General features: G+C 72.8%; 15 protein-coding genes and 1 pseudogene. 6 read left to right on the top strand and 10 right to left on the bottom strand.

The features are described 5' to 3' along the window. Positions 1-326: 326 nt before the first annotated feature. Positions 327-3,605, bottom strand: a complete 3,279-nt coding sequence (gene lysX, locus GQF42_RS38735) for a bifunctional lysylphosphatidylglycerol synthetase/lysine--tRNA ligase LysX (RefSeq protein WP_158927775.1) — start codon at positions 3,603-3,605, stop codon at positions 327-329. Positions 3,606-3,740: 135 nt separating this feature from the next. Between lysX and GQF42_RS38730 the strand changes: the two genes are divergently transcribed. Continuing rightward, complete coding sequence (locus GQF42_RS38730) at positions 3,741-4,223, top strand: universal stress protein (protein WP_158927773.1); 483 nt, start codon at positions 3,741-3,743, stop codon at positions 4,221-4,223. On the opposite strand, the gene GQF42_RS38725 is transcribed toward GQF42_RS38730, so the two are convergent. After that, on the bottom strand, positions 4,159-5,400 hold the full coding sequence (locus GQF42_RS38725; RefSeq protein WP_233273631.1) for an MFS transporter: 1,242 nt from the start codon (positions 5,398-5,400) through the stop codon (positions 4,159-4,161). The two genes, GQF42_RS38730 and GQF42_RS38725, sit on opposite strands and share 65 nt — an antisense overlap. Positions 5,401-5,604: 204 nt before the next feature. On the opposite strand from GQF42_RS38725, the gene GQF42_RS38720 reads away from it, so the two are divergent. Further along, on the top strand, positions 5,605-7,029 hold the full coding sequence (locus GQF42_RS38720; protein ID WP_158927769.1) for an amino acid permease: 1,425 nt from the start codon (positions 5,605-5,607) through the stop codon (positions 7,027-7,029). An 11-nt stretch (positions 7,030-7,040) separates the two neighbouring features. On the opposite strand, the gene GQF42_RS38715 is transcribed toward GQF42_RS38720, so the two are convergent. Next, the gene (locus GQF42_RS38715; RefSeq protein WP_158927767.1) at positions 7,041-8,186 is read right to left on the bottom strand and encodes a CapA family protein; all 1,146 of its coding nucleotides are present in this window, start codon (positions 8,184-8,186) and stop codon (positions 7,041-7,043) included. Positions 8,187-8,401: 215 nt separating this feature from the next. Between GQF42_RS38715 and GQF42_RS38710 the strand changes: the two genes are divergently transcribed. From GQF42_RS38710 to GQF42_RS38700, 3 genes are all read left to right on the top strand, one after another. Next, positions 8,402-8,971: a sigma-70 family RNA polymerase sigma factor gene (locus GQF42_RS38710; RefSeq protein WP_158927766.1), complete on the top strand. Its 570-nt coding sequence runs from the start codon at positions 8,402-8,404 to the stop codon at positions 8,969-8,971. A 151-nt stretch (positions 8,972-9,122) separates the two neighbouring features. Continuing rightward, entirely contained in the window at positions 9,123-9,638 is a 516-nt protein-coding gene (locus tag GQF42_RS38705) for a hypothetical protein (protein ID WP_158927764.1), read from the top strand. A gap of 173 nt (positions 9,639-9,811) precedes the next feature. Next, positions 9,812-10,465: a zf-HC2 domain-containing protein gene (locus tag GQF42_RS38700; protein WP_158927762.1), complete on the top strand. Its 654-nt coding sequence runs from the start codon at positions 9,812-9,814 to the stop codon at positions 10,463-10,465. A gap of 26 nt (positions 10,466-10,491) precedes the next feature. Here GQF42_RS38700 and GQF42_RS38695 read toward each other — a convergent pair whose 3' ends face one another. The 3 genes and pseudogenes from GQF42_RS38695 to GQF42_RS38685 all read right to left on the bottom strand — a co-directional run bounded on the left by GQF42_RS38695 (position 10,492) and on the right by GQF42_RS38685 (position 14,729). Beyond that, positions 10,492-11,355 carry an Fpg/Nei family DNA glycosylase gene (locus GQF42_RS38695; protein ID WP_158927760.1) on the bottom strand — a complete coding sequence of 288 codons (864 nt, stop codon included), beginning with the start codon at positions 11,353-11,355 and terminating at the stop codon, positions 10,492-10,494. Between the two features lie 31 nt (positions 11,356-11,386). Further along, a pseudogene (locus GQF42_RS38690) lies at positions 11,387-13,473 on the bottom strand (SpoIIE family protein phosphatase). A 113-nt stretch (positions 13,474-13,586) separates the two neighbouring features. Continuing rightward, positions 13,587-14,729 carry a DUF6777 domain-containing protein gene (locus tag GQF42_RS38685; protein ID WP_158927759.1) on the bottom strand — a complete coding sequence of 381 codons (1,143 nt, stop codon included), beginning with the start codon at positions 14,727-14,729 and terminating at the stop codon, positions 13,587-13,589. A gap of 136 nt (positions 14,730-14,865) precedes the next feature. On the opposite strand from GQF42_RS38685, the gene GQF42_RS38680 reads away from it, so the two are divergent. Continuing rightward, positions 14,866-16,287: a lipase maturation factor family protein gene (locus GQF42_RS38680; RefSeq protein ID WP_158927757.1), complete on the top strand. Its 1,422-nt coding sequence runs from the start codon at positions 14,866-14,868 to the stop codon at positions 16,285-16,287. On the opposite strand, the gene GQF42_RS38675 is transcribed toward GQF42_RS38680, so the two are convergent. From GQF42_RS38675 to GQF42_RS38655, 4 genes are all read right to left on the bottom strand, one after another. Continuing rightward, positions 16,275-17,099, bottom strand: a complete 825-nt coding sequence (locus GQF42_RS38675) for an amidohydrolase family protein (protein ID WP_158927755.1) — start codon at positions 17,097-17,099, stop codon at positions 16,275-16,277. The genes GQF42_RS38680 and GQF42_RS38675 overlap by 13 nt on opposite strands. 124 nt (positions 17,100-17,223) lie before the next feature. Continuing rightward, entirely contained in the window at positions 17,224-18,186 is a 963-nt protein-coding gene (locus GQF42_RS38665; protein WP_158927753.1) for an aldo/keto reductase, read from the bottom strand. Further along, entirely contained in the window at positions 18,183-18,938 is a 756-nt protein-coding gene (locus GQF42_RS38660; protein ID WP_158927751.1) for an SDR family NAD(P)-dependent oxidoreductase, read from the bottom strand. Before GQF42_RS38660 ends, GQF42_RS38665 begins: the two co-directional genes overlap by 4 nt. Beyond that, positions 18,935-20,275, bottom strand: coding sequence for an L-fuconate dehydratase (locus GQF42_RS38655; protein ID WP_158927749.1), 1,341 nt, complete (start codon positions 20,273-20,275; stop codon positions 18,935-18,937). The genes GQF42_RS38660 and GQF42_RS38655 overlap by 4 nt, the downstream gene beginning before the upstream one ends. Positions 20,276-20,323 lie beyond the last annotated feature (48 nt).

Raw genomic sequence — 20,323 nt, 5'->3', positions numbered from 1 at the left:
GGCGCACCACAACGACACCGGTGCGGCGGCAGGAATGCACCCGGTCGGAGCAGTACGGGGGCGGTGGAGGTGCGCCGGACGGCTCCCTGACAGATCATCAGTTCACAGCGGCAGCACAAGCGATGCAGAGAGCCGCAGGCCGAACGGGCGTGCGGGCCCCTGCTCCGGGGCGGTGCAACTGCCGCTGCCTCTCATCACCTTCGGCCGCGGCGTGCTCGCCCTGCCCGCCGGTTTCGCCCGCTCGGGCACCGACGCGCCCCTGCGGGCCCTGAACTCCTCCCGGCAGCGGGGCGCCGGTACGGGCGCGCCCCTGTTCGTGCCGGGCCTCAGCGGTGGCGCACCAGCGGGAACGGCAGGGTCTCGCGGATCGTCAGGCCGGTGAGGAACATGACGAGCCGGTCGACGCCGAGGCCGAGGCCGCCGGTCGGGGGCATGGCGTACTCGAGGGCCTGGAGGAAGTCCTCGTCCAGTTCCATGGCCTCCGCATCGCCGCCCGCGGCCCGCAGCGACTGCTCGGTGAGCCGTCGGCGCTGTTCCACGGGGTCGGTCAACTCCGAGTAGGCGGTGCCGAGTTCAGTGCCGAAGGCGACGAGGTCCCAGCGCTCGGCGAGCCGCGGGTCGGTGCGGTGCTGCCGGGTCAGCGGGGACACGTCGGTCGGGAAGTCCCTGTAGAACGTGGGCATTCGGGTGCGTTCCTCCACGAGCCGCTCGTACATCTCCAGGACGACGTCGGCGGGCGTGTCGTCGGCGGTGTACGGCACCCCGGTGCGGTCGCACAGCCGGTGCAGCCGCAGCAGTTCGGTGCCGGGGGTGATCTCCTCGCCCAGTTCCTCGGAGATCGCCCCGTACACGGTCTTGACCGGCCAGGCACCGGAGATGTCGTACTCCTGCCCGCCCCTGCGGGCCACCGGGGAGCCGAAGGCGGCGCGTGCCGCGCCCTGGACCAGCTCGCGGGTGAGGTCGAGCATCACCGTGTAGTCGGCGTGCGCCTGGTAGGCCTCCAGCATCGTGAACTCGGGGTTGTGCTTGTAGGAGACACCCTCGTTGCGGAAGGTGCGGCCCAGTTCGAAGACCTTCTCCAGACCGCCGACGCAGAGCCGCTTGAGGAACAGCTCGGGGGCGATGCGCAGGTAGAGGTCGAGGTCGTAGGCGTTGATGTGGGTGGTGAAGGGGCGGGCGTTGGCGCCGCCGTGGATCTGCTGCAGCATCGGGGTCTCGACCTCGAGGTAGCCGCGGTCCAGCAGGCCCTGGCGCAGTGCCTGTACGACGGTGGAGCGGGCCCGGAGCACGGCGCGGGCGGCGGGGCTGGTAGCGAGGTCGAGATAGCGGCGGCGGACCTTGGCCTCGGGGTCGGCGAGGCCGCGGTGTTTGTCGGGCAGCGGGCGCAGGCACTTGCCGGTGAGCTGCCAGTCGGTGACGAACACGGTGGGTTCGCCCTTGTCGCTCACGCCCGCGTGGCCGGAGACGGTGATGTGGTCGCCGATGTCGGTGTCGGCGGTGAAGCGGTCGAGGGCGGCGCCGGGCGTGTCGCGGGTGAGGGCGATCTGGTGGTCGCCCGACCAGTCGCGCAGCAGGACGAAGACGATGCCGCCGAAGTCGCGGACCAGCATCACCCGGCCGGCCACGGTGACGTCCTGGCCGGGCCGGACGTCGGCGAGGGCGTGGGTGGGGGCGGGGACGCCGACCGGGTAGGGGTCGGTGCCGGCGGCGCGCAGCCGGTCGAGGGTGCGGCGGCGGACCCGGACCTGGTCGGGCAGGCCCGCCTCGGGGGCCGCGGCGGCGCCCCGGTGCCCTTCGTCGAGGCCGAGCACCGCCAGCGGGGGCAGTTCCTGGGTGGTGGCGGGACGCTGTCCGTTCTTCGGGTGTCCCTTGCCCCAGAGCTTGCGCAGGGACGGGACGGAGACGAAGCCCTCGGCGATGCCGGAGGCGAGGCCGATCCGGGCGAGCGAGGCGGTCTCGCCGTAGCAGATGAAGCGCGGATACCACTCGGGGTGGTACTTGGCATTGGAGCGGTACAGGGCCTCCAGCTGCCACCAGCGGGAGAAGAACAGCAGCAGGCGGCGCCAGAGCCTGAGGACGGGTCCGGCGCCGATGCGGGCGCCCTCCTCGAAGACGGACCGGAAGACGGCGAAGTTCAGCGAGATCCTGCGCACGCCCAGCTTGGGTGCGGCGGCGCACAGCTCGGCGACCATGAACTCCATGACCCCGTTGGGGGCGGCGCGGTCGCGGCGCATCAGATCCAGGGACACGCCGTCGTGGCCCCAGGGCACGAAGGAGAGCAGGGCGAGGAGCCGACCGTCCTCGCCGAGGGCCTCCACGAGCAGGCAGTCGCCGTCGGCGGGGTCGCCGAGCCGGTCCAGGGCCATGGAGAAGCCGCGTTCGGTCTCGGTGTCGCGCCAGGCGTCGGCCTTGTCGACGACCTCCTCCATCTCCCGTTCGCCGAGGCTGGAGTGGCGGCGGATGCGGCTGGTGGCGCCGGTGCGGGCGACGCGGTGCGCGGCCTGCCGGGTGACCCGCATGTCCCGGCCGTCGAGATCGAAGGAGGCCACGTGCACGATCGCCTCGTCGCCGAGCTGGAGGGCGCCGAGCCCGGCGCGGGCGTAGGCGCGGGCGCCGTCCTCGGAGGCCCCCATCACGGCGGGCGCCCAGGCGTAGCGCCGGGCCAGGTCCAGCCAGGCGGCGATCGCGTGCGGCCAGGCCTCCGGGTCCCCGACGGGATCGCCGCTGGCCAGGCACACCCCGGTCTCGACGCGGTAGGTGACGGCGGCCTTGCCGCTGGACGAGAAGACGACGGCCTTGTCCCGGCGGGTGGCGAAGTAGCCGAGGGAGTCACGCTCGCCGTAGATCGCGAGGAGGGCGCGGATGCGGGCCTCCTCGTCGTCGTGCAGGGCGGCCTCCAGGCGCTGGGAGCGGAACAGCGTGGCGGCGGCGTTGAGCAGGGCGAGGGCGCCGAGCAGGCCGAGCACGAAGGTGACCTTGCGCGGCGGACGGCCGGTGAAATGGCCTTCGGAGACCAGCCCGCCGCACACCCGGTCGGCCGCCCAGGCCAGGTGCTGGCCGGCCGGGAGCGTGCCCGGGAACAGCAGGACCAGCCCCCAGCCCAGCAGGATCGCCACGACGATCCCGGCCGCCAGTACGCCGAGGGCCCGGCGTACGGCGGCACGCCGGGAGGCGGCGTAGAACTCCCGGCGGGCCACGACGAGCAGGACCAGCAGCAGGCCGCACAGCACGAGGGACGGCAGGGACGCCACGTAGAGGCCCAGGGACACGCCGAGCGCGTCGCTGAGGACGACCAGGCCGAGGTAGACGACGACCAGCCACCAGGCGACCTTCTTGCGGGCGGCGATGGCGCCGGCCAGCAGGAACAGGAAGACGGCGTAGGCGAGGTTGGCGCTGATGGGCACCAGGAGCGCGTCGAGGGCGTGGGCGACCGGGCGGAGCAGGCGCCGCAGGGGCTCGATGAGGGCGAGCAGGGCGCACAGCAGGGCGAGCGCGGCGAAGAACGTCGCGAAGGCCTCGGGCACCCAGCCGAGCCGCCCCCCGGCGGGCGGGCGTGTCGCGGCCGTGGGGTTCCTCCGGGCGGAGGACTCCGCACTGGCGGTCATGGTTCCGACTGTAGGAAGCGGCCGGGCGGCTCGCCCGTCGAGAGCGCCGGATCCGGTGGCCGGACGTCCACTTGTCCTGTCCCGATACGGCCCCGTGGCTCAGCGGGAACCGCTGGTTCCGATAGCCTCACGGCCGTGACGGAACAGCAGGGGCAGCACTCCCATTCGCACGCGCACCAGTTCGAGCGGGGTACGGACGGGCCGAAGGTCATCGTGGTCGGGGTGGACGGCTCCGACTCCTCGCTGCGCGCCGCCGCGTACGCGGGCGGGCTCGCCCGGCGCCAGCACGCGCTGCTGGCCGTGGTGTACGTGCAGCCGGTCCTCGCGGCCGGGGCGGCGCTCGGGGCGCCGGTGGCGGAGACCACCGACGCGATCGCCGAGGACCTGGTCACGTACATCCGGGAGGCGGCCGAGCGCGTCAAGGGGATATTCGAGGTCCGCTGGGAGTTCCACACCTTCCGCGGGGACGCCTACAGCGGGCTGGTCAGGGCGGCCGACGAGCTGAAGGCGGACGCGGTGGTCGTCGGCGCCTCGGAGCAGGCCGGGCACCGGATCATCGGCTCGGTGGCGGTGCGGCTGGTGAAGGCCGGACGCTGGCCGGTGACGGTCGTTCCGTAGGCCGGAACAGCAGCAGCGGGGTCGCCAGCAGCAGGATCCCGGCGGTGGCGATCGCCGTACGCGGGCTGGTGACGGCGGCGAGCAGGCCCCACAGGGCGGTCACGGCGGCGGTTGTGGCCTTGCCGGTGACCGACCAGGCGGCGAGGGTACGGGCCACCCGGTCGGGCGGGGCCAGTTCCAGCCGTTCGGCGGCGAGGACGGGGTTGAACACGCCGCAGCAGGTGATCAGCCCCGCCTCGGTCACCATCACGATCAGCAGGCCGGGCACGCCGGGGCGGACGAAGGCGAGTCCGACGGACCACAGCGCGCGCAGCACACCGGAGGTGAGCAGGACGCGGCGACGGCCGTAGCGGGTGGTGAGCGGGCGGGCGAGCCGGGAGCCGAGCAGTCCGCCGAGGCAGGGCACCGCGAAGGCGAGGCCGTACTGCCAGGGCGTGAAGCCGAGGTGCCCGACCATGAGGACCGCGAGCACCGGCGAGACGGCCATGATCAGGGCGTTGTTCGCCAGCGAGTTGAAGAACAGCGGGCGCAGGGCGCGGCTGGTGAGCAGGTGCCGCCAGCCGTCGAGGAGTTCTCCTGCGCGGGGCGCTGCGGTGCGCTGCGGGTGGGCCTCGCCGGTGCCGATGGCCCGGATGCCGAGAGCGGAGAGCAGATAGCTGACGGCGTCCACGACCACCGTCGTCACGGGTCCGATCAGACCGATCGCGGCGCCGCCGAGCGGCGGGCCGAGTACGGAGGCCGTCCAGGTGGTGGACTCGAACCGGCTGGTGGCGGTGAGCAGGTCGGCGGGCGCGACGAGGGCCTTGAGGTGGGCGCCGGAGGCGGCGGTGAAGGTGATGTCGGCCGCTGCGACGATCACGGCGACCGCCAGCAGCTGCCCGAAGCCGAGCACGCCGAGCGCGTAGGCGGCGGGCAGGGTGAGCAGCGCGGCACAGCGCACGAGGTCGGCGGTGATCATCACCGGGCGCTTGCGCCGGAACTCGATCCACGGCCCGAGCGGTACGGCGGCCACCGCGCCGACCGCCACACCGGCGGAGGCGAGCAGCGACACCTCGGCGGATCCGGCGTGCAGGACGAGGACCGCGATCATCGCGAAGGCGTCGAACGCGAGCCAGGTGCCGAAGGTACTGACGGCGTACGCCCCCCACAGCCACCCGAACCGCCGGCCCAGTTTCATGCACAACCTCCTGTTGACCCAGGACATGAAAACCAGCAGGACGTCGTCGACGCAAACAACCAGGACGGCACCCACCACAACCACCGGTTGTACGAGTACGTCCGGACTGCGGCCCGGCCCGTGCGTGGCGTCTTCCGTACGCGATGGGCCTGAGCCATCATGATCCGCCGGCAGCCGTTTGCCGTCGGCGAAGAGGTGAGGCTCATGGACAGGATCCGCGCGGGCGAAGGCATTCTCCGCCGCAAACCCATCGAGCACATCGAGGACACGGAAGTCGGCGAGGGCACCCGGCTGGACCGGTCGCTGGGCCTGTGGCAGCTCACCGCGATCGGCGTGGGCGGCATCATCGGCGCCGGTATCTTCACGCTGGCCGGCACGGTGGCCAACGGCACGGCCGGTCCGGCAGTGCTGGTGTCGTTCCTGATCGCCGGTGTGGCGAGCGCGTGTGCGGCGCTGTCGTACGCCGAGTTCGCCGGGCTGATCCCCAAGGCGGGGTCGGCGTACACGTACGGCTATGCGGTGCTCGGCGAGTTCGCGGGCTGGTTCATCGGCTGGGACCTGCTGCTGGAGTACACCGCGATCGTGGCCGTGGTGGCGATCGGCATCTCCGGATATTTCAGCTTCCTGGTCGAGGAGATGGGCGCGAACCTGCCGCACTGGATGCTGGGCGCGCCCGGCACCGGGGACGGGCACCGGGTCGACCTGTTCGCCGCCGTGCTGTGCCTGCTGATCGCCTGGCTCCTGAACCTGGGCATCCGCAGCGCGGCCCGCTTCGAGACCGTTGTCGTCGGGCTGAAGGTGGTCGTGGTGCTGCTGGTGATCGGGGTGGGCGTGTTCCACATCGACACCGCGAACTACCACCCGTTCTTCCCGTACGGCATCGGCGGCGCCTTCACCGGCGCGGCCACCGTGTTCTTCGCGGTGTTCGGCTACGACGCGATGTCGACGGCGGCCGAGGAATCGAAGGACGCGCAGCGGCACATGCCCAAGGCGATCATCTACTCGCTGGCGATCTCGATGGTGCTGTACGTGGCGGCCTGTCTGGTGCTGACGGGCATGCAGAACTACAAGCACATCAACAAGGAGAGCGGCTTCTCGACCGCGTTCAAGTCCGTGGGGCTGAGCGGGCTGGCGGACGTGATCGCGGTGGGCGCCATCATCGGCATCCTGACCGTGATGTTCACGTTCATGCTGGGCGTGACGCGGGTGTGGTTCTCCATGTCCCGCGACGGGCTGCTGCCCAAGTGGTTCGCCAAGACCCACCCGACGCGCCATGTGCCGACCCGGGTGACCTGGATCGTCGGGGTGGGCTCGGCGGCCATCGCCGGGTTCGTGCCGATCGGCTCGGCGGCCGAGCTGACCAACATCGGCATCCTGCTGGCGTTCGTGGTGGTGTGCACGGCGGTGATCGTGCTGCGCTACCGCCAGCCGGAGCTGCCCCGCACCTTCCGCACGCCGGGGATGCCGGTCGTGCCCGCGCTGGGGGTCGTCTTCTCGATCTGGCTGATCACGTTCCTGCAGTGGGAGACCTGGGTGCGGTTCGCGGTGTGGTTCGTGATCGGGTGCGTGATCTACTTCGGCTACTCCTACAAGCGCTCCGCGCTGGCCGTACGACAGTCCGCCGGATGAGCGCGGGCTGATCACTCCCCCATGACCAGGCCGTCCTTGGCCGCTCCGCGGCTGAGCGTCACGTCCCGGATGCGGTCGCGCACCGCGCCCAGCTCGGCGCCGTCGGCGATGGCCCGGTTGAGGTCGACCACCCGGCCCGCGTCCGGGTCGAACCACTCGGGGATGAACTCGGCCTTGGTGACCCGCCAGCGGTCGCCCGGCCGCGCGGGCGGGAGGAAGGTGAAGCGGCCGAGGGTGGACTCGTTGCCGCGCGGGTCCCGGGCACCGCGCTGGTACGTCTCGCCGGGGATCTGCTCACCCATGCCGTAGATCACCCAGGTGCCGTTGACCTTCTCGTACGCCTGCGGGACATGGGCGTGGCTGCCGAGGATCAGGTCGATGTCGGGGCGGCCGGCGGTGCTCGAGGCGGTGAGCCTCCGGGCCAGGGCGAGCTGCTGCTCGTCCGGCGCGTCCTGCCAGTCGGTGCCCCAGTGCACCGAGACCACGACCACGTCGGCGCCGGCCTGCCGGGCGGCACGGGCGTCGGAGATCATCCGTTGCTCGTCGGCGAGGCTGACGGCCCAGGGCTCGCCGGCCGGCAACGGGTTTGCGCCGGCGTCGAGGGTGTACGACAGGTGCGCGACCCGGGCCGGGCCGGCCGCGAAGATCGTCACCGAGTGCGCCTCGGCTGCGCTGCGGGCGGTGCCGGCGTGCTTGAGGCCGGCCTCGTCCATCGCGTCCAGGGTGCGGCGGATGCCGGCGGCTCCGTCGTCCAGGGCGTGACTGGAGGCGGTGGAGCAGCCGTCGTATCCGGTCGCGGTGAGGCCCTGGGCGATCTGCGGCGGGGACTTGAAGGGCGGGTAACCGGAGTGCTCGCCTCCGGTGCCGTAGACGGTGTCCATGTGACACAGCGCCAGATCGGCGCGGGAGACGACGGGTTCGACGTCGGCGAGCATGGGCCGGAAGTCGTAGCCGCTCTCGCCGGCGTCGTAGGCCGCGCGGTCGACGACGGAGGTCTGCGGCAGGACGCCGCCGGAGGCGACCAGGGTGAAGCCGCGGGCGGCGGAGCCGGCGGGGGCCCCGCGCCCGGAATCCTGCCGTGCGTGGTTGGTACAGGCCGCCGCGGCCGCCAGGACGGCGGTGACGGCCAGGGCCATGTGTTGTCTGCGTCCGAGCATCAGGTCACCCCAGATATGTCGTATTTACCGACAATGCCGCGACGGGCATATGGGTACGAATCTGGCACGCCGAATAAACGGATCAGGCCTCCTCATTAGCCCGTCCGGCCCCTGCGGAACCGCTCGTCCGACCGTTCACCGACGCGATCGACCGTCCGTCGCACCGCGGCGTGGACCCCCTGTCCCCCGGCTCCGGCCTGCGCTGCCATACGGCCATGACGGCCGCGACCTCACTCACCCACCGGACGGCGGCGCCGGCCCACGGGACGACGACCGCCGAGCACGAACTGGCCGCGCTCCAGCGCGAGCACGGCGGCCCGCTCTTCGCGCTGCTGCTCCGGCTCTGCGACGGCGACCGGCAGCGCGCCGAGGACCTCGCCCAGGAGACCCTGGTACGCGCCTGGCAGCACCCCGAGGCAGTGCACGCCGACGGCTTCGACTCGGTGCGACCCTGGCTGCTGACCGTCGCCCGGCGCCTTGCGATCGACGCCCGGCGGGCCCGGCGGGCCCGGCCGCCCGAGGCCGGCGGCGAGGTCCCCGAGACCGCACGGGTCAGCGCCGACCACGCCGAGCGGGCCGCCACGATGCTCGACGTGCGCAAGGCTGTGAAGACACTCACGCCGGAGCACCGTGACGTCCTTGTACTCGTGTACTTCCTCGGGGCCAGTGTGGCGGAAGCGGCGCAGACCCTCGGCGTACCACCCGGTACCGTGAAGTCCCGGGCGTACTATGCGCTGCGCGCGCTGCGCCGGGTCCTGCCGGGTTACACAGCCGACCTGCACTGAAACCGGAGGCTGGGTCAAACCTCGGTAAAGCGCCTTGCTGTGGCACCCGTTGGGGCAATGGGCTGTCCTCATCCGCGTTCCGGGCGGGGGCCGGGCCGCGAGCCGACGGGGCTCGGGCCACGCGCACGTACCGGAGGAAGGGCAGGAAGGGATGCTGCACAGAGGGCACGAGAGCACGGACGGCACCGGCGGCGGTGAACTGGCCGTCCCCATGGCCTGGTTGTACGCCGAGTACATCGCCGACGAGCTGCTGCGCACGGGCGATCTCATGCCGCCCACGTCCTTCGAGTTCAGGGCCGGCCGGGACGCGCTGGCGCTGACCGTCTTCCTGTCCGACACCGACGGGGAGCTGTCCGGCATCCGGGTGATCTCCCAGCTGGAGAACTGGCTGTCGCTGACCGCCTACGACCAGCCGTGGCAGGAGTGGGTCCGGGAGCGGATGGCCGAGCTGACCGACCGGGCCGCCGAGACCGGCGCGCGCTCGCCGGACCTGGCCCTCGCCGCGCAGGCCTGGCGCTGGCTGGAGGAGACCGAGCTGCTCGCGCCGGACCTGGACGCGGTGCCGGGCGGCGGCGCGGTGCCCGGCGAGGACGACGGGCCGAAGGTGTGGACCCCGGCCTGGCGGCTCGGCCTGCCGCTCGGACACCTGGCGATCCACCTGTTCTGACCCGGGCGTTCGGAGCCGCGGACTTTTTCGAAAACCGACCAATCCGCGGGCCGGACCGCTCCGAATCCCTCGTCCGGGATTTCCGTGGGTGGCTTGAGTGATTCGGCTGTCGGCTGCGTACGGGTGGGAGCACGGAGTAACCCCACCCACACCCATCGGCACGAGGATTCGGCATGAGGTCCCAGGAAAGGCATCGTGACGTCGGCGCCTACGCGCTCGGCGTGCTGAACGAGGTGGACGCGTTCCGCTTCGAGGACCACCTCATGGAGTGCTCCCAGTGCGCGGCACAGGTGACCGAATTCGGCCCCGCAGCACGGCAGTTGATGCTGTACCGCCGAGCCACGCCGCGCTTTGTGCACCCCATGGCGCAGCTCGGGCCCCGGCTGCTGGAGCGGCTTCTCGGCGAGGTCGTGCGCCGGCAGCAGGTACGCCGTCGCCGCTTCCTGTACGGCCTGGCCGCCTCCGTGGTGCTGGCCGTGGCCGGTCCGGGGCTGGTGGCCTTCGCCGGCCATGACGAACCGGCCGCGCACGTCACCGCGACGACCGATCCCAGGACCGGGGTGTGGGCCGAGGTCACCGCGGACGACGAGGACACCGGCAGCAGGCTGCTGCTGCGGGTCAAGGACCGCACCGGCCCGCACACCTGCCGGCTCGTCGTCGTGGGCCGCGACGGCTCCGAACAGGTCGCCGGCACCTGGACCCAGTCCGGCCGCGACACCGGCACCTTCACCGCGCTCGGATCCTCCCCGCTGCACCCGGACCAGATCGCCCACTACGACGTACGCACCGCCGACGGCCAGTCCCTGGTGTCCGTCGAGGCGCCCTGAGCCCCCTCGGGCGCGGCGCCGCGCGCTCACTTCAGCAGCCGTGACAGCCTGCGGTCCGCCAGCGGCCTGCCGCCCGTCTGGCACGTGGGGCAGTACTGGAGCGAGGAGTCGCTGAAGGAGACCTCGCGGATGGTGTCGCCGCACACCGGGCAGGGCTCTCCGGTACGGCCGTGGACGCGCAGCCCGCTCTTCTTCTCCGCCTTCAGCCGCCCGGCGGCCATCCCCCGGGAGCGCTCGACCGCCTCGCTGAGCGTGCTGCGCAGCGCCTCGTAGAGCTGACGGGTCTCCTGCGGGGTGAGGGAGGAGGCGAGCTTGAACGGGGACGTCTTCGCGGCGTGCAGGATCTCGTCGCTGTAGGCGTTGCCGACGCCCGCGATCAGGGACTGGTCGCGCAGGGCACCCTTCAGCCGGCGCCTTTCGTCCCTGAGCAGGGCGGCGAACCGCTCCTCGTCGAAGCCGTCGCCGAGCGGGTCCGGGCCGAGCCGGGCGATCCCCTCGACCTCCTGCGGATCGCGGACGACGTAGACCGCGAGGCGCTTTTGGGTGCCGGCCTCGGTGAGGTCGAAGCCCTCGCCGGTCTCCAGCGCCACGCGCAGCGCGAGCGGGCCCCTGCCCGGCTTGGGCGGGCCGTCGGGGAGCCGGTCCTTCCACTGCAGCCAGCCCGCACGGGCCAGATGGGTCACCAGATGCAGGCCACTGTCCGCCTCCAGGTCCAGGAACTTGCCGTGCCGGTGCACGGCCGCCACCTCAGCGCCCTCGAGGGCGGTGACCGGCGGGTCGTACGTCTTCAGGACGCTGACGGCGACCGGCAGCACCCGGGCGACCCTGCGGCCCGCCAGGTGCTCGGCGAGGAAGTCCTTGAGCGCTTCCACCTCGGGCAGTTCCGGCATACGTCCAGAGTGCCATCCGGGGTCCCTGTCGTCAGGCGTGCCCGGGCAGCAGGAACTCGCACCACATGGCCCTGCCGCAGCCGCGTGCCTCCACACCCCGGACGTCGGCGAGCCCGTCCACCAGGAGCAGGCCCCGGCCGCGGACGCCGTCCTGTGCCGCGTCACGGCGGCGTGGCAGGGCGCTGGAGGAGTCCTCGACCTCGATACGGACCCTGCGGTCGGTGCCGTCCAGCGCCCGCAGGGTGACGACCGCGGAGCCCTCGGTGTGCAGCAGGGCGTTGGTGATCAGCTCGTCGGCGACCGGTTCGATCTCGTCGGCCCGCCCGTCGGCGCCCCAGGCGCGGGCAGCGTCGCGGATCAGGTGCCGGGCCTGGACCAGGCCCTCCGGGTCGCCGGGTGCCGCCTGCTGCTGGAGCCGTCCGCCGGCCCTGGGGACCTCTGGGCGCGCCGGCGCAGCAGGAGCAACGCCACGTCGTCGTCGGCGCCCCGCTCCTCCGCCAGCTGGATCAGCCGGTCGGCGAGGTCCCGCACGTCGTCCGGGCCCGCGCCGACGAGCGCCACCAGGCCACGCATGCCGTCGTCGAGGTCGGCCCCGGGCCGTTCGACGAGCCCGTCGGTGCACAGCAGCAGCGTGTGGCCGGGCTCGAGTTCGAGGGTGGTGACCGGGTATTCCAGCCGGCCGAACTCGGCGGACAGACCGAGCGGCAGCCCGCCCTCGACCGGGACCCGGCGGCAGGTGCCGTCGCGGTGCCGGATCAGCGGGTCGATGTGCCCGGCGCGGACGGCGTGTACGACTCCGGTGGACAGGTCGGCCTCGGCGTACAGGCAGGTGGCGAAGCGGTCGGTGTCGAGTTCGTGGAGGAAGACGGAGGCGCGGGCCATCACGGTGGCCGGGGTGTGCCCCTCGGCGGCGTAGGCACGCAGCACGATCCGCAACTGGCCCATGACGGCCGCCGCGTGTGTGTCATGGCCCTGGACGTCGCCGATGACCGCGCCGACCCGGCCGCCGGGCAGCGGGATCAGGTCGTACCAGTCGCCGCCGATGTCCCGGCCCAGGGCGCCCCCGGCGGTGGCGGCGCGGTAGCGCACGGCGACGTCGGCGCCGCGCACGCTGGGGATGGTGCGCGGCAGCATGGCCTGCTGCAGGCTCTGGGCGAGGTCCTTCTCCTGCTCGTAGAGCATGGCTCGCTGCAGGCTCTGCGCGATGCTGCTGCCGAGCGCGACCAGCACGGCGCGCTCCTCGGTGGAGAAGCCGCGCCGGTCGTCGTAGAGCAGGCCCATCGCTCCGATCGGGCGGGCCTGGGCGATCAGCGGGAGATAGGCGGCGGAGGTGATGTGCAGGTCGGTGAGGTGCGGCCAGAGGATCGGATAGCCCTCGGCGAACTCCTCGGGGGACTCGATGAAGCGCGGCAGCAGCGTGCGGACGACCTCGCTCATCGGGTACGGCTCGTCGATGCGGTTCACCTGACTGGCGGGCACGAAGCTGCCGACGGGGGCCTCGGCGACGAGACGGATCCGGCCCGCCTCCACCAGACCCATGACCAGGCTCGCCGCACCGAGGCGGCGGACGCCGTGGGTGTCCTTGAGGACGTCGATGACGTCCCGGACCGTGCGGGCATGGGCGAGGGCGGCGGAGACGACCTGGACGATGTTGGTCTGCCGGCGGAACGCCTCGTCCTGGGCGGCGCGCAGGCTGCGGGCAGTGGCGTCGGCCAGTTCCTCGGTGGCGTCGCGGACGATGCCGACGACCCGGCGCGGGCGGCCGGTGCTGTCGCGGCGGATGTAGCCCTGGCTGTGGGTCCAGCGCAGGGTGCCGTCGCGGCGGCGGACACGGAAGTAGGCGCCGTAGTTCTCACGGCCGTCCTTGATGGCCCGCGAGACCGCCGCGTCCAGCCGGGCGCCCTCCGGCGGCGGCACCCGTGTGGCGAGGGTCTTCAGGCGCCCGTCGAACTCCTCGGGCGGCAGGTCGAACACCTCGTGGGCCTGGGCGTCCAGGTGGATCAGGCCCTTGTCCAGGTCCCAGTCGAAGGTGCCCATGCGGTTGAGCGCCAGGATCGGGTCCGGATGGGCGGGCCAGTCATCCGGGAGTGACAGGGCACTCGCTCCCCGATCAGCCATGGGGCCACCATGCCAGGGTTTGTCGGATTGTTCGACCGGATCGGGGAGCTGTCCGCGGACCTGGCCGCGCGGGACGCGCCGCAGCCCGGCCGGGGTGAGCGCTTCGGTCGTGATCAGCCGCCGGGGACGTGCGTGGCGGGCTCGTCGGGCGGGCTGTCGTTCGGGCTGTCGTCCGCCGGGCCGGGCGGGCCCGTGCCGTGGCGCGGGCCGGGGCTGGCGGGCGGGCCGCTCCCGGCCGTCGCGTCCAGGGTGCGGACGAGGGACGGCGAGGTCTGTGGCAGGGCCGGTCCGGGCGCCGGGGTGGTCCGGACCGCGGGCACGGAACTGCGGCCCGGCGCGGCCTGGGCGGCGGGTGTGGCGGCGCCGGTGGGCGCACTGGGCAGCCCCGGGGCCGGCGGTGCGGTGTCCACGGGCGCGGTGTCCGTCGGGTCCGGGGCACCCTGGGGCGGGGCGGCGGCCCAGGCGGGCGCGGCGACGACCTGGTCGTGGCGGACGTCGTGGCCGATCCGGCGCTCGATCCAGGTGTGCCTGTCGACGTCGACGATCGTGATGCTGGCGACGACGCGGGGTGCCGGGGTCACCACGACCACCTGGCTCGGCCGGTATCCGGACCACGCGCTGCCGCGGGCGCCGAGGCCGCCGCGGACGGCGACGGGCGCCCCCAGCGGGTTGCCGCAGGCGCAGCGGACCCGGGGCATGCCACGGTTGTCCACGAGAACGGCCGTGCCGGCCTGGAGCACCGCCTGGTAGCCGGTCGCCTGCCCGTGGTGGTAGGCGTGGTTGGTGACGCGGGTGTCGGTGCGCAGCACGACCGGGGTCATGCCGCGCAGAAACCCGGGCACGCCGGTCGCGGAGATGCCGGCGGCACCGGCGAAGGCGTCGGCGCGGGCCGGGTTTGCCGTCAGGTACTCGATCTGCCGCTCGACGTCACAGCCGGCCACGTGCGCGGTACCGCTGTAGAGGCCGGGCGTCCCGCCGGGCAGGGCGCGCATCTCGTGCCGGGGGACGACGGCCAGGGTGGCGGGCAGCGTCGGGTCAGGGGGCACGCCGGGATCGGAGCTGCTCGTGGGCGGGAGCGCGGCGGGCTCGGTGACGGTGGAGCCGGTGAAGGGCTCGGGCCCCTGGGAGGCGGCGGGCTGGAGGTAGATCTCCACGCCCATCCGGGCCTCCTTCACGCCGGGGCTGGCGCAGCCGGCCAGGAGGAGCGCGGCCGAGAGCGCGCAGGCCGTGACGATGGATCCGGTGGGTATCCGCACCGTACACTCCGCATCACTGTGGGTTACTTGGCCTCTATTGTCTGCATTGCACCCGTTTGGCTGGCAACTCGGGGGACGGTCATGATGGAGACCGGCCCCCCCTCGGCGGTGTGGCCGTGACGAAGGGCGCGCAGCCGTGAACTGGTTCACCGCTCCCGACTACTGGCTGAGCCGACTGGTCTTCCAGCGGGCTCTGGCCGCCGTGTACCTGGTCGCGTTCCTCACGGCGGCCCGGCAGTTCCGTGCGCTGCTGGGCGAACGAGGCATGCTGCCGATCCCCCGCTTCGTGTCGTGGACACCCTTCAAGCGGGCCCCGAGCGTGTTCCAGCTGCACTACTCGGACCGCTTCTTCGCAGGCTGCGCCTGGGCGGGCTGCGCGGTGTCGGCGGCGCTGCTCGCCGGGGCGGACTCGCTGCTGCCGCTGTGGGCCGGGATCCTGCTGTGGCTGGTGCCGTGGGCGCTGTACCTGTCGATCGTCAACGTGGGGCAGACCTGGTACGCGTTCGGCTGGGAGTCGCTGTTGCTGGAGACGGGCTTCCTGGCCGCGTTCCTCGGGAACGACGAGGTGGCGCCGCCGGTCGTGGTGCTGTTCCTGCTGCGCTGGATCCTGTTCCGGGTGGAGTTCGGCGCCGGGCTGATCAAGCTGCGGGGCGACGCGTGCTGGCGCAAGCTGACCTGTCTGTACTACCACCACGAGACCCAGCCGATGCCGGGCCCGCTGAGCTGGTTCTTCCACCGTCTGCCGAGGCCGCTGCACCGGGTGGAGGTGGCCGCCAACCATGTCACCCAACTGGTCGTGCCCGTGTTGCTGTTCACCCCGCAGCCGGTCGCCTCGGCCGCCGCCGCGCTGATGATCGTCACCCAGCTGTGGCTGGTGCTGTCCGGCAACTTCTCCTGGCTGAACTGGATCACCATCGTGCTGGCCCTGTCGGCACTGCGCTTCCCCGGCTCGGCGCCGTCCGTGCCGCCGGCGCAGCTGTGGTACGAGGTCCTGGTGCTCGCAGTCGGCGCGCTGCTGGTCTGCCTGAGCTACCACCCGGTGACGAACATGATCTCCCGCCGCCAGGTCATGAACCGCTCCTTCGACCCGCTGCACCTGGTGAACACCTACGGCGCGTTCGGCAGCGTCAGCCGGGTCCGCTACGAGGTGGTGGTCGAGGGCACGCTGGACGACGTACCGCGCGAGGACTCGGACTGGCGGGAGTACGAGTTCCGGGGCAAGCCCGGGGACACCCGGCACTGGCCGCGCCAGTTCGCGCCGTACCACCTGCGTCTGGACTGGCTGATGTGGTTCGCGGCACTGTCCCCGGGCTATGCCGTCGAGTGGTTCGGCGCGCTGGTCGAGCGGCTGCTGGACAACGACCGCGACACCTTGCGCCTGCTGCGCCGTTCCCCCTTCCCGCCGGACACCCCGCCCCGTTTCGTCCGGGCGCGTCTGTTCCGCTACCGCTACACGACCTGGCGGGAGCTGCGGGAGACGGGCGCCTGCTGGGAGCGGACCTATGTGCGCGAGTACCTGCCGCCCACGCGGCTGGCCGGGGTGGCTCAGAGGTCGTAGACGCGGCAGGCGGTGGTCTCGAGAACGCGGACGCGGTCGGCCGGCCCGATCAACCGGGTTGTCGCGTCGAGGACTTCGCCGTACGTCCCGGCCGCCGTGCACACCGGCCAGTCCGAGCCGAACATCAGGCGGTCAGGGCCGAAGGCCTCCAGGGCGGTCTCGGTGTAGGGGCGCAGGTCGTCGACGGTCCAGGAGGCGGGGTCGGCCTCCGTGACCATGCCGGAGAGCTTGCAGCAGGTGTTGGGCACAGCGGCGAGGGCGCGCAGGTAGGTGGCCCAGGGTTCGAGGACGCCCGACGCGATGGGCGGCTTGCCCAGGTGGTCGAGGACGAAGGTGAGCCGGGGGACCGACCGCGCCGCCTGGACACAGGCCGGGAGCTGGTGGGGCAGCACGACGAGGTCGTACACGAGCCCGGCGTCCGCGAGCGCGGTCAGGCCACGGCGGACGTCCGGGCGCAGCAGCCACTGCGGGTCGGGCTCGCTCTGCACCTGGTGCCGGATGCCCTTCAGGTGGGCGCCGCCGGGCAGCCGGCGCAGCCGGGCCAGCTCTTCGGCGATGTCCGGGCGGGTCAGGTCGGCCCAGCCGACGACACCGGCGATCAGGGGGTGGGCGGCGGCCAGCGCCAGGAACTCGGGGGTCTCCTCGGGCACGGTGACCGTCTGGACGAGGACGGTACGGGTGACTCCGGCCGCTCGCGCCTCGGGCTCGAGGTCGGTGAAGGCGAAGTCCCGTCTGAGCGGGCTGTGTTCGGGGATCCAGTCCTGGTCCCGCACCGAGAGGTCCCAGACGTGGTGGTGGGCGTCGACGGTCACGGCGACTCCCGGACTCCGCGGTGGGCGGCCTCGTGGTCGGCGATCCGGTCGGCCCGGACCTTGGTGTGCAGGGCAACTGTCATGACGGGTCCTTCCGCGCGGCCCGGGCCTCGGGGCTCAGGGCTCAGGGCTCAGGGCTCAGCAGGCCGGTCTCCCGCAGCTCCCGCCAGAAACCGTCCGGCACGTGGGCCGCGAACTGCTCGGCACAGTCGTGGACTTCGGCCGCCGACCGGGGTCCGGTCAGCACGCAGGCGACGGCCGGGTGGGCGGCGCAGAAGGCCAGCGCCGCGGCCCGCAGGGTGGTCCCGTGCCGCTCGGCGACCGCCTGCATCAGCACGGCACGCTCCAGCAACTCTGCGGGCGCCCGCCCGTAGTCGTACGTCGCATCCGGCCTCGGGTCGGCCAGCAGCCCCGAGTTGAAGACGCCGCCGAGGACGACCGACACCCCACGCTCGGCGGCGGCCGGCAGCAGGTCGGCGGCGGCGCTCTGGTCGAGCAGCGTGTAGCGGCCCGCACACAGGACCACGTCCACGTCGGTGTCGCGCACGAACCGGGTGAGCATCTCCGTCTGGTTCATGCCCGCGCCGATCGCGCGCACCACACCCTCGCCGCGCAGCTTCTCCAGGGCCGGATAGCCCTCACGGAAGGCCTGTTCGGCGTGGTCGTCGGGGTCGTGCAGATACACGACGTCGACGCGGTCCAGGCCGAGGCGGTCGAGGCTGGCCTCCAAAGAGCGGCGGACGCCGTCGGCGCTGAAGTCCCACACGCGCCGGTGCGCGGCGGGTACGGCGAAGCCGTTGGCCAGGTCGTCGCCGGTGCTGCCGGCGGGCTCGAGGCGGCGGCCGACCTTGGTGGAGACGGTGTAGCGGGTACGGTCGTACGCCCGCAGGGCCGCGCCGAGCCGGCGTTCGGACAGGCCGAGTCCGTAGTGCGGGGCGGTGTCGAAGTAACGCAGGCCGCGCTGCCAGGCGGCCCGTACCGCCTCGTGCGCCTGCTCGTCGTCCAGTGAGGTGAAGAGGTTGCCGATCGGGGCGGCCCCGAAACCGAGCGGGGTGACGTCGACACCGCTGCGGCCGAGCCGGCTCACCGGCCCGCCGGGCGCAGCCTGAGGCCCTGCATGCCGCCGTCGACGGCGAGCGCGGTGCCGGTGGTGGCGCCGGACAGGGGGCTGGCCAAGTAGGCGATGGCGCCTGCGACTTCGGCGGCCGACACCAGGCGGCCGGTGGGCTGGCGGGCCTCGAGGGCGGCGCGTTCGGCGGCGGGGTCGGGGGCCGCGTCCAGCAGCCGGCCGATCCACGGGGTGTCCGCCGTGCCGGGGTTGACACAGTTGACGCGGATGCCCTCGCGGACGTGGTCGGCGGCCATGGCGAGGGTCAGGGAGTACACGGCGCCCTTGGTGGCGCTGTACAGGGCGCGCTGCGGCAGCCCGGCGGTGGCCGCGATCGAGCAGGTGTTGACGATCGCCGCGTGCGCGGAGCGGCGCAGGTGCGGAAGGGCGGCGCGGGCGGCGCGGACCATGCCGAGGACGTTGACGTCGAAGACGCGTTGCCATTCGGCGTCGTCGTTGTCCTCCACGGTGCCCCGGGCGCCGATCCCGGCGTTGTTGACGAGGACGTCCAGGCCCCCGAGGTCCTCGGCGGCGCGCGCGACGGCCGTACGGACCAAGGCGTCGTCCGTGACGTCGGCGCGGTGGGCGAGGAGCGGCTTGTCGACGCCGGTGATGTCCCGGTCGAGGACGGCGACCTGGGCGCCCCGGGCGGCGAGGAGTTCGGCGGTGGCCCGGCCGATGCCGGAGGCCCCGCCGGTGACCAGGGCCTTCAGACCCGCGAAGTCGCTCATGCGGCCTGTCCTTTCCGGGTGTCGGGGTCGGCGGCCCAGTAGGTACCACCGGGGAAGGTGTACCGCTCGACGGAGTCCGGGCGCAGGGCTGCCGAGAACCCGGGTGCGGTGGGTGCCGCGTAGTGGCCGTCGCGGACGACGACCGGGGTGACGAAGTGCTCGTGGAGGTGGTCGACGTACTCGATGACCCGGTCCTCGGTGGTGCCCGAGACCGCCAGGTAGTCGAACATGGACAGGTGCTGGACGAGTTCGCACAGGCCGACCCCGCCGGCGTGCGGGCAGACGGGGACGCCGAACTTGGCGGCGAGCAGCAGGACGGCGAGGTTCTCGTTGACCCCGGCGACGCGTGCCGCGTCGATCTGGACGATGTCGAGGGCGCCCGCCTGCAGCAGCTGCTTGAACATGATCCGGTTGTGCACGTGTTCGCCGGTGGCGACCTTCACCGGGGCCACCGCGCGGCGGATCGCGGCGTGGCCGAGGACGTCGTCGGGGCTGGTGGGCTCCTCGATCCAGTACGGGCCGAACTCGGCGAGCGCCCTGGTCCAGCGGATGGCCTCGTCCACGTTCCAGCGCTGGTTGGCGTCGACGGCGAGCCTGATGTCGGGTCCGACGACCGCACGGGCGACCCGGCAGCGCCGGATGTCGTCGTCGAGGTCGGCGCCGACCTTCAGCTTGATCTGGGTGAAGCCGTCGGCGACGGCCTGCGCGGCGAGCCGGCCGAGCTTGTCGTCGTCGTAGCCGAGCCAGCCCGGGGAGGTGGTGTAGGCGGGGAAGCCTCGCTCCAGCAGCCGGGCGCGGCGCTCCTCGGCGCCCTGTCTGCCGCGCCTGAGCAGCTCGAGCGCCTCCCCGGGTGTGAGAGCGTCCGCGATGTACCGGAAGTCGATCTGCGCCACCAGCCAATCGGGGTCGGCGTCGGCGAGCAGCTGCCACAGCGGCTTGCCGGCCCGGCGGGCGGCGAGGTCCCAGACGGCGTTGACGACGGCCCCGATCGCCATGTGCATCACACCCTTCTCGGGGCCGAGCCAGCGCAGCTGACTGTCGCCGATCAGGTCCCGGAAGAGCCCGCCCGGGTCGGCACACAGCTCTGCCACGTCGCGGCCGAGCACATGGTCGCGCAGCGCGTCGACCGCGGCCACCTGGACGTCGTTGCCCCGCCCGATGGTGAAGACGAATCCGTGTCCCTCGATCCCGTCGGCGGCGTCGGTGCGCAGGACGACGTAGGCCGCCGAGTAGTCGGGGTCCGGGTTCATCGCGTCGGAGCCGTCCAGCTCGCGCGAGGTGGGGAAACGGATGTCGTGGGTGTCGACCGCGGTGATGCGGGCGGGGGCCTGGGACACTGAAGTCCTTTCGGTCGTCGAATATCTGACGCTCCATCGTGTCTGACA

The organism is Streptomyces broussonetiae, assembly GCF_009796285.1.
Taxonomy (GTDB): Bacteria; Actinomycetota; Actinomycetes; order Streptomycetales; family Streptomycetaceae; genus Streptomyces; species Streptomyces broussonetiae.
This window is presented reverse-complemented; position numbering and strand designations above follow the sequence as displayed.

Excerpts from the sequence above, each read along its gene's own strand:
- lysX (WP_158927775.1), bottom strand. The coding sequence starts at position 3,605 with ATGACCGCCAGTGCGGAGTCCTCCGCCCGGAGGAACCCCACGGCCGCG.
- GQF42_RS38705 (WP_158927764.1), top strand. The coding sequence starts at position 9,123 with ATGCTGCACAGAGGGCACGAGAGCACGGACGGCACCGGCGGCGGTGAA.
- GQF42_RS38720 (WP_158927769.1), top strand. The coding sequence starts at position 5,605 with ATGGACAGGATCCGCGCGGGCGAAGGCATTCTCCGCCGCAAACCCATC.
- GQF42_RS38700 (WP_158927762.1), top strand. The coding sequence starts at position 9,812 with ATGAGGTCCCAGGAAAGGCATCGTGACGTCGGCGCCTACGCGCTCGGC.
- GQF42_RS38710 (WP_158927766.1), top strand. The coding sequence starts at position 8,402 with ATGACGGCCGCGACCTCACTCACCCACCGGACGGCGGCGCCGGCCCAC.
- GQF42_RS38660 (WP_158927751.1), bottom strand. The coding sequence starts at position 18,938 with ATGAGCGACTTCGCGGGTCTGAAGGCCCTGGTCACCGGCGGGGCCTCC.
- GQF42_RS38715 (WP_158927767.1), bottom strand. The coding sequence starts at position 8,186 with ATGCTCGGACGCAGACAACACATGGCCCTGGCCGTCACCGCCGTCCTG.
- GQF42_RS38725 (WP_233273631.1), bottom strand. The coding sequence starts at position 5,400 with ATGAAACTGGGCCGGCGGTTCGGGTGGCTGTGGGGGGCGTACGCCGTC.
- GQF42_RS38695 (WP_158927760.1), bottom strand. The coding sequence starts at position 11,355 with ATGCCGGAACTGCCCGAGGTGGAAGCGCTCAAGGACTTCCTCGCCGAG.